Below are 14223 nucleotides of genomic sequence, written 5' to 3'. Positions count from 1 at the left end.
AACCTCAACTTCTTGGTAAACGCTGTTCAATAACTTTGGTAATCGCATCCCGGATAGTTTTATCTTCGATGCGTTGAATAACATCAGCTGCAAATGCAAAAGTCAGCAAACTACGTGCACTGGTTTCAGTTAAACCACGTGAACGTAAGAAAAATAATGCTGCTTCATCAATCTGACCTACCGCACTACCATGGCCGCATTTGACGTCATCGGCATAGATTTCCATTTCTGGTTTGGTGTCAATTTCGCACCCACGTGACAGCAACAGATTTTGATTCGCTTGGTTGGCGTCTGTTTTTTGTGCATCTTTATAAACGATAACTTTACCGTTAAAGACCGCATGGCTTCTACCATCCATAACACCTTTATATAGCTCTTCACTGGTGGTATTTGGCACACTGTGATCGATACGCGTGTGGTTATCTACATGCTGTTCGCCATCAACCAGATATAAACCATTCATGGTGACATGGGCTTGCTCACCTGAAATCTTGCTGTGAACATCATTGCGTGCCAATTGTGCCCCTAATGACACATTATGGTTATGCCATTGGCTTGATGCAGCTTGGTTAGCCGCCATGGTCGCCACATGAAAATGATTTAAAGATTCACGCTGTAATTTGTAATGAAACAGTTCTGCTGAGTCTGCCAAATCAATTTCAGTGACAACATTGGTTAAACCAGCATCGCCCTCTTTACTCGCATAAATCTCAATAAAGCTAGCTTGGGCAGATTCTTCAAGTACGACAACATTACGTAAATGAACCGCTAAATCTTTGGTTGCACCAGAATTCATTACCAACAATTCAATTGGCTTTTTCAATTTGACGCCGGCAGCAACATGTATGAAAACACCTTCACTCATCAACATGGTGTTGAGCGCGTTAAAGCCGGTTTTTTCAATATCAATTTGCTGATTCAAGTATTTAGCTGAAGTTTCCAAAGACTGTGACAATGGTTTAACTGTCACGCCTTCAGGCAAGCCATTTAAACTTGAAGCCGTAAAATCGACATGGCCATCAACAATCACTAATTGATAAGCATCGGTTAACAACTGCCAATCACTCACCACAACCTGACCAGGCTGAGTAACATCGTGATTAAACGATTGCTGGGTCAGTTGCCAAAGGCTAGTGTATTTCCAGTCTTCATCTTTCTTGCTCGGCAAACCTTTCAAGGCAAACTGTTGTTGTCCTTGTTTACGTAGGCGCCGCCAAGTTTCGTCTGTCAGACCATTTTCCCAGCGCATTTCTGCAACTGAAGAAAAGTCTGTATGAAATTCGGTTAACTGCTTCATGCTGGCTGACCTGCTTCATCTTTAACCCAGCTATAACCTGATTTTTCGAGTTCTTTAGCTAAGTTTTTGTCGCCAGACTTAACGATTCGACCTTCAGACAATACATGAACAACATCAGGCACGATGTAATCCAGTAAACGCTGATAATGCGTGATCATGACAATAGAACGATCTTCTGCACGCAGAGCATTAACCCCTTCAGAGACTATACGAAGCGCATCAATATCTAGACCTGAGTCGGTTTCATCCAAAATAGCGAGTGATGGCTCAAGTAACGCCATTTGTAAAATCTCGTTTCGTTTTTTCTCACCACCTGAGAAGCCTTCGTTAACACTGCGGTGCAGGAATTGCTCATCCATTTTGACCAGTTCCATCTTGCTACGAACCAATGTCAAAAAGTCGATAGCATCTACTTCATCCAGACCTTGGTATTTACGAACAGCGTTTAATGCCGCTTTCAATAAGTAAATATTGCTAACACCTGGGATCTCAACAGGATATTGGAATGCCAAAAACACGCCACGCTGGGCACGTTCTTCTGGTTCCAGCTCTAACAGGTTTTCACCTTTGTAGATGATTTCACCTTCGGTGATTTCATAACCTTCACGGCCAGCTAAAACGTTAGATAAAGTACTTTTACCAGCACCATTTGGTCCCATAATGGCGTGAACTTCACCAGCATTGACCGTCAGGTTAATACCACGCAGAATTTCTTTGCCATCAACATTCGCGTGTAAGTTTTTGATTTCCAGCATTTTCATATTCTTTAACTCTTAAATTCGTATTTGTGTGTGCGTGGTGTGGTTAACCAACAGAGCCTTCTAATGACAGGCCAAGCAGGTTTTGTGCTTCGACGGCAAATTCCATCGGCAATTCACGAATAACCTGTTTACAAAAACCATTAACAATCATCGAAACCGCATCTTCAACGTCCAAACCACGTTGTTTGCAGTAGAACAATTGGTCTTCACTAATTTTCGATGTTGAAGCCTCATGCTCAACTTGTGCCGTTGGGTTTTTCACCTCGATATAAGGGAATGTATGTGCTGCACACTTATCGCCCATCAACAATGAGTCACACTCTGTATAGTTACGCGCATTCTCTGCGTTAGGGCCAACACGAACCAAACCACGATAGGCATTTGATGAGCGACCTGCAGAAATACCTTTAGAGATGATGGTTGAACTGGTGTTTTTACCCAGATGAATCATCTTGGTACCCGTATCAGCCTGCTGCATGTTGTTAGTCACAGCAACTGAATAAAACTCACCAACCGAGTTGTCGCCTTGTAAAACAACACTTGGGTATTTCCAAGTGATCGCTGAACCAGTTTCAACCTGCGTCCATGACACTTTTGAACTTTCACCACGGCATGCGGCACGTTTGGTTACAAAGTTGTAGATACCACCTTTACCGTTTTCATCACCTGGATACCAGTTTTGTACGGTTGAGTACTTAATCTCAGCACGATCCATAGCGACCAACTCAACTACCGCAGCGTGTAATTGATTTTCATCACGCATTGGTGCAGTACAGCCCTCCAAGTAGCTAACATAGCTGTCGTCATCAGCAATAATTAAGGTACGTTCAAACTGCCCGGTATTTGCCGCATTAATTCGGAAATATGTTGATAATTCCATTGGGCAACGAACGCCTTTTGGAATATATACAAACGAACCATCAGTAAATACTGCACAGTTTAATGCCGCGTAGTAGTTATCTTTGTATGGCACCACACTGCCTAGGTATTTCTTAACCAGTTCTGGATGTTCATGAACCGCTTCAGAAATCGGCATAAATAAAATGCCTTCTTTGGCTAAAGTATCTTTGAAAGTATTTGATACCGATACACTGTCAAAAACAGCATCAACGGCAACACCCGCCAAACGTGCACGCTCATCCAGTGGCACACCTAATTTTTCATAGGTTTTCAGCAGTTCTGGATCTACTTCATCTAGGCTTTTAGGACCATCCGTTTTTTTCTTCGGTGCACTGTAATAGCTAACCGCTTGATAGTCGATTTCAGGATAATTGACGTGTGCCCACTCTGGCGTTTCAAGTGTTAGCCAGTATTCATAAGCTTTTAAACGAAATTCCAGCATAAATTCTGGCTCGTTTTTGATTGCTGAGATCTGGCGAATCACATCTTCGTTTAAACCGGGTGGCAAACTTTCTGCTTCAATATCCGTGAAAAAGCCCGCTTTATATTCACGACCAGTGATCGCTTCTAGTTGTTGTGTTTGGGTTTGTTCAGTCATGATGACCACCATCCTGTAACGTAACTTGTGTCGTCTTAAAAGACGGATAAAACTGTATCGGTCGCACATCACTTAGCGCTTGAGGCACGGTCATATCAGACAACTTGACCTCATCTAATGCGTGAAAAACGGCATTATTAATTTGCGTCCAGTTTGTCTGCACCGCACAGTGTGTTTCTTGCTCACAGTGACTATGATCACTAACACACTCTGTCAACGCGATAGGCCCTTCAATCGCTGTGATGATCTCGGCTACCGAAATTTTTTGTGGATCGCGACTCAGGCTATAACCACCCTGTGCGCCACGTTCTGAATTTAATAAACCACCAGCTGATAAAGCTTTTAAGACTTTACGTACTGTTGGTAATGGCATTTGCACAGCATCAGCCAAGGTATGTGCACTGTGCTGCAATTGTTGATTGGCAGAGAGATAACTCATCAGCACGATGCCGTAATCTGTTAGTTTTCCCATGCGCAGCATATGTTGCCCTCCAATTGGTACCATTATAGTATCAATTGACTGAATAACCAAGTGTAATAGTCAGTTATTCAGACAGAAGCAGCCTGTAAAGCAGTAAAAAATATGCGACAATCTTGCGTCGTGAACTTCGTAGTCTTTACGATTACTAACTGATGCAAACTTTATTCTTATAATTACTGAGAGTTATCAGACAATGAAATTGAAACTTATCGCTTTTTTACCCTTGTTATTCGGAGCAAATGTAATGGCACAAGCCAAACTCGATTCAGATCAGCAAAAACTCAGCTACATTTTTGGTATTCAAGTCGGACAAAATATGAAGTCTGAAGGTGTTGAATTAGATATCGATGCGTTTGCTGCCGGTGTACAAGACATGCTTGATGGAAAACAGCCACAGCTGGATCAAGCAACTGCTGAAAAAGTCATCAGTGAGTTTCAACAAAAGAAATCTCAAGAACTGGCTGAAATCATGAACAAAAAGCAGTCTGAGTCTAAAGCTTTCATGGAAGCTAACGCTAAAAACCCTAATGTTAAAACAACTGAAAGCGGTATCCAATACGAAATCATCGAAGCCGGTGATGGTGCAACACCAACAGCTGAGGATACTGTTATTGCCCACTACGAAGGTACTTTGATTGACGGTACAAAATTTGACAGTTCATATGACCGTGGTGAACCAGCAACCTTCCCAGTTGGCGGTGTTATTCGTGGTTGGCAAGAAGTGTTACAAATGATGAAAGAAGGTGCTAAATGGCGCGTCGTTATTCCAGGTAACCTGGCATACGGCCCACAAGGCGCTGGCGACAAAATCGGTCCAAACGAAACATTGGTATTCGATATTGAGTTAGTTGCGATTACTAAGTAATTAAATCTCGTCAATATTTGAATAAAGCCGCCCCGTGCAAGCTGGGCGGTTTTTTTATGCCTGCAAAAGCGCCTGTAGATATAACCAGTCAAAATGCGGACCGGGATCCGTTTTTCTACCCGGCGCGATGTGCTCATGACCCGTAATACGTTCAACACTCAAATGCGGATACGTTTCTAGAAGAGCCAAAATAACTTGGCTTAACTGTTGATACTGCGCTTCGGTAAATGGACTAAAGTCATCCCCTTCCATCTCAATACCAACAGTAAAGTCATTACATCGTTCACGACCATCCCATGAAGATTGGCCCGCATGCCATGCCCGTTGATGAAATGGTACAAACTGCTGAATATGGCCATCACGACGAATCAATAGGTGTGACGACACTTTTAAATCCGCAATCTCTGCAAAATAAGGATGAGCGTTACGATCAAGACGATTTAAAAATAAGTCGGCGATCCAGCTTCCACCATATTGTTGCGGTGGCAAAGAAATATTATGAATAACGATACCGCTAATATCATAAGCATTCGGTCGCTCATCAAAGTTTGGTGATGGCAATTGTTCAGCGTGACTCAACAAACCATTTTGACGATTAATATTCACCCTATCTCCACTTGTTAAAACCTTTGTGAATAGATTATCAAACGCCAAGCAGTTACCCTATGCTGATTTACAAAAGAATTTGTCATGCCAATGATCAACCCAATCCCAGCAGAGTTTATTCAATCACAAGTCAGACTGGCGCTATTAGAAGATGTCGGCCAGCAAGATCTCACTGCAGATTTAATACCGCTAGATAGCGTTGCACATGCCAAATTAATTAGTCGCGAGGCCGGGGTTCTATGTGGCAGTGATTGGTTAACTACTGTGTTTAAATCATTAGATCAAAGCATTGAAATAACTTGGTTCAAACAAGACGGTGATGTTTTAGCCGCCAACGATACAATCTGTGAAATCAAAGGGAGTGCTCGGCATATTTTGACAGGTGAACGCACGGCATTAAATTTCTTGCAAACCCTATCCGCGACAGCAAGCATAACCCGTCAATATGCAGATGCATTGAGTGACCTACCCGTTGCGTTATTAGATACCAGAAAAACACTTCCAGGCTACCGTATGGCGCAAAAATACGCTGTTCGTTGTGGCGGCGGCGTAAACCATCGTTTTGGTTTATTTGATGCTATTTTGATTAAAGAAAATCATATCCAAGCGGCAGGCAATATTGGCGCAGCAGTGTTAATGGCCCGTAATCTTCATCCGGGCATTTCTATTGAGGTTGAGGTTGAAAGCCTTGATGAATTAGCGCAAGCATTAGCTGCCCAAGCAGATATTATTTTGTTGGATAATTTTTCAATTGAAATGCTTCGTCAAGCCGTATCCACCAATCAATCTCAGGCTTTACTTGAAGCATCAGGCGGGATCAGTCTGGACAATATTCGAACTATTGCCGAGACTGGTGTCGATCGCATTTCTGTTGGCGCATTAACAAAAGACATTCGTGCGCTGGATTTGTCGTTACGATTTATTTAATCAAAACCGATTTGCCAAATTTCTTCATTTGCCTCAACGATTTCACCTGTTGTGGCATTAATTTCAACATTCATTTCTCGGCCATCAGTCGTGTCGATATCGAACTCGTAAACTGCAGTACCATCTGACTCGATTTCATAGTCCACTTCACGAATAATCCCGGGATACGTTTTTAATGCGATTTTCCCGGCAGCTTTTTCACCGATTTTTACTTTAGATTTAAAAATTGGTGCGTTAGGGTTTTGAACTTTTTGTTCGACTTCCCATACTTCGCCAGTGGCTTGCACACACTCGATATCCCAATCCAAACCACCGTCACCTCTTACATCAAACTCATAAACGTACATACCATCTTCGAGTTTCTTTTCAACTTTGACGATTTGTCCGGGCTTTTCTAGTAATACACCCTGCATACAAATCTCAAAACTATCCTTAGTTTTATCAAACGCTTCAGCCTGAACTGATGTCGTAGCCAGTAAAGCCAATATCACTGCCTGCATTTTAATCCCTGTCTTAATCTAGTTTGTTACATAAAAAAGAGGCCGCTTTCGCGGCCTCTTAGAGTTACTTTACAGTGTTAGCTTGAAGCCAATCCAACCTGCACGAGGTGCACCTGGACCAACAAAGCGTGGGTTTTCAAGATCTTCCAAACCTGCTTCGCCTGGTTCACCGTATAGACCAAATGACTCATATTCATGGTCAAATACATTGTCTACGCGACCAAACAATTCGAAGTTCTTAGTGATTTTGTAACGACCATGCAAGTTAAACACAGTGTAACCTTCGATTTTCTTATCAACATTCGCTTCATCACCACGGAAATATTGGCTTGAGCGATAGCTAGCTGTCGTACCTAAAGACACTTTTTCATTAAAGGCATAATCAAAGCCGATATTGATGTTGTGCTCTGGCAAGTTAGGTAAACGATCACCTTTGCTAACATTGAAGATCACATCTTCTTCGTCTACTTCACGGCTATATGAGAAATCATCTTCAAATGCAGCACGAATGTAGGCGTAATGTGCAAACCAGCTAAACTTATTAACCAGACCATTTGCACTCAATTCCAAACCGGTACGTGAGGTTTTATCAATGTTATCGAAAACACCTTTGTTTAAGACTGGAGAATCTTCATCTGCATCGTTAAAGAAGAATAAATCGTCTTCCAATTCTGTATAGAAAACACCCGCAGACCAGTTAATACCGTTATGGAAACCACGTAAACCTGTTTCAATTGTCTTGGCAACAACATCATCAAGCGGTGGATCAGCTAAGAAAGCATTAGGATATGCACAGGCATTTTCACCACCTTCAGCACAAGTGAGTTCTGATGGTGTTGGTGCACGGTTAGATTCACTATAACTTGCATAAGTAGTGAGGTTTTCTGCTAAAGCATATGTCAAACCAACACTTGGGTTAAAGCGTTTGAAATCGTGTGTATTGCCGCTTTCATTAAGATCTTGTGTTCCAGCTTTACTGGTGCCTGAAATATCGATGGCGATCCAGTTATAGCGACCACCAACTGTTAAGTCCAAACGGTCAGTTAAGCTATGAGTATTGGTGAAGAAAATGCTGTAAGTATCGGTATCAACTTTACCATTAACCTGTTCATCTAAAAGAAATACGCCAGTACCTTGAGTGCCACGACTTTCTGTTAAATATGCAATTTCTGAACTAGCGGTGTAATCAACTTTTGATTTGTCATACGAGACGCCAACCGTTAACTGGTTTGGTTTGCCAAATAAGTCGTTGAATGATGTTGTTTGTAAACCGAAACCAAAGCTATCCTGATCAGTTTGGCTTTGATTGTTAAGACCTAAACCTTCGATTTCATCATCTTCAACTTCTACATCAAAGTTAGGATTATTGAAATCAGCAACGTTTATATTGCCGACGCTGGTGCGAACGAAACCATCATCGTCAACAAAGAAACCTCCGCCATCGGCTTCAAATTCGCCGCCGTCACCATTAAATGAGCTACGGTCACTCTTACGGTAATAAGTGTTCGCTGCTAATAAGGTAGATTCATTAAGCCAATGTGTACCATTTAAGGTAAACATACGCATTTCGTTTTGTGTGTTATCTGGATGGGTAAAGACTGAATTTCTGTCTTGTGCAATCAACTCAACGGGGGCTGCACCGTTACCATTCAAATCACTATCAACTGCAGTGATACCAAAATCTAAAGTGGTATCTTCGTTTGCATAGCTTAAGTTTGTAAAGAATTGCTCAACACGTGATGGAGAGTAGTCACGCCAGCCATCCTCTTTGGTAATCGAACCTGTCACAAAGTAAGCAAAGTTACCATCACTACCGCCACTTTCGATCGTGCCTGAATCACGACCAAATGAGCCAGTGTAGGCTTCTAAACTATGGCCAGGATTGGTAAAACCATTTTTGGTTTTAATAGACAGCGCACCACCTAGGGTGTTTAAACCAAACACTGGGTTTGAGCCTGAAACTAAGTCCATACTGGCAATGGCTGATTCTGGCAACAATTCAAAGTTAATTGCATCACCAAAAGGTTCGTTAACACGAACGCCATCCATGTAAACAGATAAACCTTGGGCACTACCCACCAATGGTGAAGCAGTAAAACCACGGTAATTTAAATTAGGTTGGAACGGATTATTTTGTGCAGCACTAATATTTACGCTGCCCATGGTGCGATTCATTAAGTCAGAAATATCTAAGCTCTGAATACGCTCAATATCATCGGCACTTGCAGATTGTGTTTTGGTTGGAATTTTATCTGCTTCTAAGCCAACGCCACCAATTGGTGTAGTGCTGATAACTTCAATGTTAGACAGTTCAACACTTTCTTCAGCGTGTGCAGCCATAGATGCACTCAACGCCGACATCAATAACGCAGGCAAAACCCTACGCCGAAACGGAATAGCCATACTCTCTCCCAGTTATAATTGTTTTGTTATCTTTAGCTTTTAAAAATAAGCTGTTGGGATGCTAGCATGGCCTTATATGCCAAGGGATTAGGAAAAATTCCTATTTTGAAGTAACGCTCCTTAACTATTGATTTTATTAATTAAACCAAGCTAACTGACCATGAAGTTGCACCACCTCACCAATGATCAATAATGTCGGTGCGACGGGCTGTTCACGCTCTGCGAGTTCAGGTAAATCGGCGATAGTTGAAACCCATACTTTTTGATGTTCGGTTGTCCCCTGTTGAACTAAAGCTGCAGGCATATCAGGCGACATGCCATGTGCCTGTAATTGTTTACTAAGTTCAGGGAGACCGGCTAAGCCCATATAAACAACCACAGTTTGTCTTGGTTGTACTAAGGCAGGCCAGTTCAAGACCAACTCACCTTCTTTGAGCTGTCCCGTTACAAAAATACAACTTTGCGAATAGTCACGATGAGTTAATGGAATACCCGCATAACATGCGCACCCCGAGGCAGCCGTAATACCTGGCACCACCTGAAAAGGAATATTGTGATCAGCTAATGTGGCAATTTCTTCACCACCACGACCAAAGATAAATGGATCACCGCCTTTTAGACGTAATACCCGTTTACCTTGCTGGGCATGTTCAAGTAAAAGCTGATTAATTTCATCCTGACGTTTAAAGTGCCAGCTACGTTGTTTACCCACATAAACTAAGTCGGCTTCTTTTCTTACTAAATCCAATACTTCTTTACTGACCAATCGATCATAAAAGACAACGTCAGCTTGTTGCATTAGACGCAAAGCTTTAAATGTCAGCAGATCAGGATCACCGGGACCAGCACCTACTAAATAAACTTCGCCTTGTGAAAATTCGTCAGGGTTATCAATCTCAATAAGTTTTTTTAACGTTTCTTCTGCTAAGGCATCACGGCCTGCTAGAACATGATCAGCAACTGGGCCTTGAAGGACAGACTCCCAAAAACGACGACGCTGGCTTAATTTTTTAAATTTATCTTTTACCGCCTGACGATATTCCCCCATTAAATTACCCAGACGGCTATAACTTGGTGGAATAAGCGTTTCTAAACGTGCGCGTAGTTGTCTAGCCAATATCGGTGACTGACCACCGCTAGATACCGCAACGACGATAGGTGAACGATCTAAGATTGAGGCTAAGATAAAGTCACACATTGTCGGCTCATCAGCGACATTAACTGGAATACGACGTTTTTTCGCAGCCTGATATACAGCATGATTAACCGAATTATCATCGGTTGCAGCAATGACTAACACCTGTGCATATAGATAATCAGGACCAAAATTGGCTTTTAACCATTGAACCCGACCAGAGTTTTCTGGGGCACCCAACAGTTGTTGTGTCATAAGAGATATTTCTGGCGAAATAATGGTTACTTTTGCTTGCGCTTTAAGCAATAAAGCTGCTTTTCTAGCCGCGATATCACCGCCACCAACCACCAAACAACTGCCTCGTTTGAGGTCGATAAAAATTGGTAAAAACTCCATTATGGAACTATCTCTCTAAAGGCACCGCAAGTGCTTGTAATACATAACCATCAGATAGATTTTGTACAACTGCCACCACCGTTAATGACGTTTGTTGCCAATCATCTGCCAAACTAATCTCTTGTTGAATATTTGTACTGCCATCAGTTGCTAAATCGAATGGCCCTAGCCATGTGCGAACTAAGTTCTGATGATTAAAGTCCCGCCCTGCATTATCACCACCTCGGACTTCACTAAACACATCATCTTCGGTCACAGCTAAATAAAGTTTACTGAACTCACGGTTCTCTTCGCCTCGAAGCTGCAATGAGACATCGACTATTAAATTATCAGATGTTTTTTGTTCAATATTCAGTGAAATATCTGCTTCAGATTTGTAATGATTTAAAAAGCCAACCACATCAATTAATTGCTCTTCCCAGCTATGAACTGTCTCCCCACTCACTACGAGTTCAGGGGTAAAGATATTTTCATAACGGTTTAGATGCGCTAACTGAATTTGTCTTTCACTGAACGTTGGCTTTGCAAATTTATCAACCCAGCCTTTTTTGCTATTGAGGTAATCAATATGAAACGTTAGAACAATAAGTTCATCATCTGTAATACCTTTTTCCGGCAAATGATTAACGTAATGTTCCGCAGCAGGACATAAGCCACACCCTTCAGAAACAAACATTTCAAGTAACGCCGTATGATGGTCGGTCGATTTTGCTTGCCACTCTTGAGCAATAGCACCCAATGGTGAAGCAAGTAATAGAATCAGTATTGTGTTTTGTAGAATTTGCATTGCATTGCTCCCAAAACCTTAACTGATACGTTCGACAATATTAAATATCAGTTTTACTGCCACTAGCGTCAGTTATCAACGCCAACTCTCTTAATACCGCCGTTGCATAACTCCCCGGAGGTAAATCAAAAGCAATGGTCAAGCTATCATCATCCGAAAACTCCCAAGTGAAATTTTCTGGAAATAATCTTAATGCACGTCGTTCATGGCTTAAACCAAGTCCTTCGAGTGATGTTTGCCATTGAGACCAGTCAGCTAGAACTTCATTTTCTAGAGCTAAACTTTGCAATTTATTCGGCGCTTCACCTTTACCCCAAAGAGGGCCTGTTGGGTGAATATCCATTTCTAACAGTCGTTTTTCAATAACATCATCTGCCGCTTCAGCTAAGAAGTAACTCGCACGAGTACCACTTAACAGCATGATATCGCCAGCCAATGCCTGATTCCAATTTTGCTGTTTGATACGCTCAGATAACACCAAGTTATAAAGCCAACTTCGCGCTGCCGAAATAATCATACTACGCTGATTTTTCTTCTGCGGTGCAGGACCACCATTAAACCAATCGTTAGCTTTAACAAGGTTTAATCCTTGTCTACCAAAGCGCTGCTCCGCAAAGTAATTTGGCACACCATACTTTGCGACCCGCTCAAGATTGGCTTGCCAAAGGGCTTTATCACCCTGAATCTGCGTCAGACGTAATTTAAATTGATTACCGCCCAAGGCACCTCGTTTTAACTTTTTACTATGGCGAACTTTCTTGAGGATAGTGAGTTCTGGACCTTCAATCTGAGACCAGTCTGGCTCAGGTAAGCCTTGCAAGTTAACGCTAAACCATTGGCAGGTAACGGCATGACGGTCTTTTAACCCGGCATACCCAACGGCAACTGGCGAAACGTTAGCAAATCTTGCGATTTGCTGGGATAACCAGTCAGTGTTGGTACCAATTTTTTGTACATACAACCAGACATGACTGCCCACACCTTCTGGTGTAAATGGCAATTGCTCAGCAACATGAAAATCGGCTTCAGTTGCACGAATGGTTGCCTGACAACCAGCAATATCGGCAACTCGGTGGAGCTGGCTAAAATCCATCATTAATAACTACGATCCCGTTCCAATAACACAACGGCATGCGCAGCAATACCCTCTTCACGCCCGGTAAAACCAAGTTTTTCAGTAGTCGTTGCTTTAATGTTAATTGCACTTACTTCGGTACGAATATCTTCTGCAAGCAATTCACGCATTTGTGGAATATACGGCGATAGTTTTGGGTTTTGCGCAACGACAGTACTGTCAATATTGACAATTTGCCAGCCCAAATGATGAATATCGGCAACAACACGACGTAATAAAATTCGGCTATCAATACCAGCATAAGCATGGTCTGTATCCGGAAAATGATGACCGACGTCCCATAGACCAGCGGCACCTAAAATAGCATCACAAATAGCATGGATCAGCACATCACCATCCGAGTGAGCTTCAAGCCCCATAGGATGTGGAATGTTAACGCCACCAATAATTAGCTTTGGGCCTTCCTTAAAACGATGTACATCGTAACCATGACCGACTCTCATTCACACTCTCCACGTTGCTGTTGCAAATATAATGCTGCCAACGCTAAGTCTTGTGGCAGAGTAATTTTTAAATTATCGGCATGTCCCTCTACCATCTTAGGTTGATAACCTGCATATTCAATCGCACTTGCTTCATCCGTGACTTTACATTGCGCCTGACGTGTATGTTCAAGGGCATTTCGCAAATTATCTAGCCTAAACATCTGTGGCGTTGCAGCTCGCCAGAGATTATCACGACTAACGGTTTCGATAATGCGATTTTGACTATCTACCCGTTTAACAGTTTCAGTAACGGGTATACCCAATATGCCGCCAACAGCATCATGTGACAGTGTACTCAACATCAAATCAATATCTTCATGTCTTAGACATGGGCGTGCAGCATCGTGCACCAATACCCAAGGATCATCATGAGTTATGGTATTGAGAAGATTCAGTGCGCTTAATACCGAGTCTGAGCGCTCGGCACCACCAGTCGCACAATGGATTGGCCATTCTTGTGGAATTGGCAGTGATTGCCAGTAAGGATCGTCATCAGCAATGGACACTACCACACCTGAAATTTTGGGGTGGCTCGCCAGACGCTCAAGCGTATGCATAATAACGGGTCTATCATGCAGTTGGAGATATTGCTTTGGTCGATTTGCCCGCATTCGGCTGCCATTGCCGGCAGCCGGAACGATTGCCCAGACTTGTTCAGTCATTCGTTTGCGGTTCGATTACATGAAAGAAGGTTTCATCCGGCTTGATCATACCGAGCTCACTACGAGCACGTTCTTCAAGCGCATCAAGACCACTCTTTAAATCGGCTACTTCTGCTGCTAAAACAGCATTTCGCTCTTCCAGTTTTTCATTATCTTGGCGCTGTTTTTCAACAGCATAATGCAAACGGAGTAATGACGGCAGACCGTCATGGCTTAGCCAGAGACGATACTGCAGAACCACCATAATAGCGATCAGCAAGATCATCACTGGCTTCATAGCCTAAC

The 14223-nt window shown here is 42.5% G+C and carries 15 protein-coding genes; 2 read left to right on the top strand and 13 right to left on the bottom strand.

Annotated features, from left to right (window positions below):
• Positions 1–4 precede the first annotated feature (4 nt).
• The 4 genes from sufD to OMP94_RS02520 are packed head-to-tail and all read right to left on the bottom strand — an operon-like array spanning position 5 to position 4028.
• Positions 5–1297: a Fe-S cluster assembly protein SufD gene (gene sufD / locus OMP94_RS02535; protein ID WP_266275650.1), complete on the bottom strand. Its 1293-nt coding sequence runs from the start codon at positions 1295–1297 to the stop codon at positions 5–7.
• Positions 1294–2052, bottom strand: a complete 759-nt coding sequence (gene sufC / locus OMP94_RS02530; protein ID WP_266275646.1) for a Fe-S cluster assembly ATPase SufC — start codon at positions 2050–2052, stop codon at positions 1294–1296. Before sufC ends, sufD begins: the two co-directional genes overlap by 4 nt.
• Positions 2053–2101: 49 nt before the next feature.
• Positions 2102–3556 (bottom strand): Fe-S cluster assembly protein SufB, encoded by a 1455-nt coding sequence (gene sufB, locus OMP94_RS02525; protein WP_266275644.1) that lies wholly within the window; start codon positions 3554–3556, stop codon positions 2102–2104.
• Positions 3549–4028 (bottom strand): SUF system Fe-S cluster assembly regulator, encoded by a 480-nt coding sequence (locus OMP94_RS02520; protein WP_266275642.1) that lies wholly within the window; start codon positions 4026–4028, stop codon positions 3549–3551. The genes sufB and OMP94_RS02520 overlap by 8 nt, the downstream gene beginning before the upstream one ends.
• A gap of 253 nt (positions 4029–4281) precedes the next feature.
• Between OMP94_RS02520 and OMP94_RS02515 the strand changes: the two genes are divergently transcribed.
• On the top strand, positions 4282–4902 hold the full coding sequence (locus tag OMP94_RS02515) for an FKBP-type peptidyl-prolyl cis-trans isomerase (RefSeq protein WP_266275640.1): 621 nt from the start codon (positions 4282–4284) through the stop codon (positions 4900–4902).
• A gap of 54 nt (positions 4903–4956) precedes the next feature.
• Here OMP94_RS02515 and ampD read toward each other — a convergent pair whose 3' ends face one another.
• Positions 4957–5508 carry a 1,6-anhydro-N-acetylmuramyl-L-alanine amidase AmpD gene (gene ampD / locus OMP94_RS02510; RefSeq protein WP_266275638.1) on the bottom strand — a complete coding sequence of 184 codons (552 nt, stop codon included), beginning with the start codon at positions 5506–5508 and terminating at the stop codon, positions 4957–4959.
• Between the two features lie 84 nt (positions 5509–5592).
• Here ampD and nadC point away from each other — a divergent pair, with 84 nt between their 5' ends.
• Positions 5593–6435: a carboxylating nicotinate-nucleotide diphosphorylase gene (gene nadC, locus OMP94_RS02505; RefSeq protein ID WP_266275636.1), complete on the top strand. Its 843-nt coding sequence runs from the start codon at positions 5593–5595 to the stop codon at positions 6433–6435.
• On the opposite strand, the gene OMP94_RS02500 is transcribed toward nadC, so the two are convergent.
• The 8 genes from OMP94_RS02500 to ftsB form a co-directional block, all read right to left on the bottom strand.
• The gene (locus OMP94_RS02500) at positions 6432–6935 is read right to left on the bottom strand and encodes a PepSY domain-containing protein (RefSeq protein ID WP_266275634.1); all 504 of its coding nucleotides are present in this window, start codon (positions 6933–6935) and stop codon (positions 6432–6434) included. The two genes, nadC and OMP94_RS02500, sit on opposite strands and share 4 nt — an antisense overlap.
• A 69-nt stretch (positions 6936–7004) precedes the next feature.
• Complete coding sequence (locus OMP94_RS02495) at positions 7005–9338, bottom strand: TonB-dependent receptor (RefSeq protein WP_266275632.1); 2334 nt, start codon at positions 9336–9338, stop codon at positions 7005–7007.
• Between the two features lie 136 nt (positions 9339–9474).
• Complete coding sequence (gene cysG / locus OMP94_RS02490) at positions 9475–10869, bottom strand: siroheme synthase CysG (RefSeq protein ID WP_266275630.1); 1395 nt, start codon at positions 10867–10869, stop codon at positions 9475–9477.
• A 7-nt stretch (positions 10870–10876) separates the two neighbouring features.
• Positions 10877–11656 (bottom strand): DUF1223 domain-containing protein, encoded by a 780-nt coding sequence (locus OMP94_RS02485; RefSeq protein ID WP_266275628.1) that lies wholly within the window; start codon positions 11654–11656, stop codon positions 10877–10879.
• 40 nt (positions 11657–11696) lie between these two features.
• Positions 11697–12752 carry a tRNA pseudouridine(13) synthase TruD gene (truD, locus tag OMP94_RS02480; RefSeq protein WP_266275626.1) on the bottom strand — a complete coding sequence of 352 codons (1056 nt, stop codon included), beginning with the start codon at positions 12750–12752 and terminating at the stop codon, positions 11697–11699.
• The gene (gene ispF, locus OMP94_RS02475) at positions 12752–13234 is read right to left on the bottom strand and encodes a 2-C-methyl-D-erythritol 2,4-cyclodiphosphate synthase (protein WP_266275624.1); all 483 of its coding nucleotides are present in this window, start codon (positions 13232–13234) and stop codon (positions 12752–12754) included. The genes truD and ispF overlap by 1 nt, the downstream gene beginning before the upstream one ends.
• Complete coding sequence (gene ispD, locus OMP94_RS02470) at positions 13231–13938, bottom strand: 2-C-methyl-D-erythritol 4-phosphate cytidylyltransferase (protein ID WP_266275622.1); 708 nt, start codon at positions 13936–13938, stop codon at positions 13231–13233. The genes ispF and ispD overlap by 4 nt, the downstream gene beginning before the upstream one ends.
• Positions 13931–14215, bottom strand: coding sequence for a cell division protein FtsB (ftsB, locus tag OMP94_RS02465; RefSeq protein WP_266275620.1), 285 nt, complete (start codon positions 14213–14215; stop codon positions 13931–13933). Before ftsB ends, ispD begins: the two co-directional genes overlap by 8 nt.
• Positions 14216–14223: the final 8 nt, after the last annotated feature.

Source organism: Methylophaga sp. OBS3 (genome assembly GCF_026319325.1).
In the GTDB taxonomy this organism is placed as follows: Bacteria; Pseudomonadota; Gammaproteobacteria; order Nitrosococcales; family Methylophagaceae; genus Methylophaga.
The sequence above is the reverse complement of the archived record's forward strand: the minus strand, read 5'-3'. Positions and strand labels throughout refer to the sequence as shown.

Bases quoted from the DNA above. Each gene is read 5' to 3' on its own strand.
- OMP94_RS02515 (WP_266275640.1), top strand. From the start codon at position 4,282: ATGGCACAAGCCAAACTCGATTCAGATCAGCAAAAACTCAGCTACATT.
- ftsB (WP_266275620.1), bottom strand. From the start codon at position 14,215: ATGAAGCCAGTGATGATCTTGCTGATCGCTATTATGGTGGTTCTGCAG.
- nadC (WP_266275636.1), top strand. From the start codon at position 5,593: ATGCCAATGATCAACCCAATCCCAGCAGAGTTTATTCAATCACAAGTC.
- sufB (WP_266275644.1), bottom strand. From the start codon at position 3,556: ATGACTGAACAAACCCAAACACAACAACTAGAAGCGATCACTGGTCGT.
- ispF (WP_266275624.1), bottom strand. From the start codon at position 13,234: ATGAGAGTCGGTCATGGTTACGATGTACATCGTTTTAAGGAAGGCCCA.
- truD (WP_266275626.1), bottom strand. From the start codon at position 12,752: ATGATGGATTTTAGCCAGCTCCACCGAGTTGCCGATATTGCTGGTTGT.
- ispD (WP_266275622.1), bottom strand. From the start codon at position 13,938: ATGACTGAACAAGTCTGGGCAATCGTTCCGGCTGCCGGCAATGGCAGC.
- OMP94_RS02485 (WP_266275628.1), bottom strand. From the start codon at position 11,656: ATGCAAATTCTACAAAACACAATACTGATTCTATTACTTGCTTCACCA.
- sufD (WP_266275650.1), bottom strand. From the start codon at position 1,297: ATGAAGCAGTTAACCGAATTTCATACAGACTTTTCTTCAGTTGCAGAA.
- OMP94_RS02500 (WP_266275634.1), bottom strand. From the start codon at position 6,935: ATGCAGGCAGTGATATTGGCTTTACTGGCTACGACATCAGTTCAGGCT.
- OMP94_RS02520 (WP_266275642.1), bottom strand. From the start codon at position 4,028: ATGGGAAAACTAACAGATTACGGCATCGTGCTGATGAGTTATCTCTCT.
- cysG (WP_266275630.1), bottom strand. From the start codon at position 10,869: ATGGAGTTTTTACCAATTTTTATCGACCTCAAACGAGGCAGTTGTTTG.
- sufC (WP_266275646.1), bottom strand. From the start codon at position 2,052: ATGCTGGAAATCAAAAACTTACACGCGAATGTTGATGGCAAAGAAATT.
- OMP94_RS02495 (WP_266275632.1), bottom strand. From the start codon at position 9,338: ATGGCTATTCCGTTTCGGCGTAGGGTTTTGCCTGCGTTATTGATGTCG.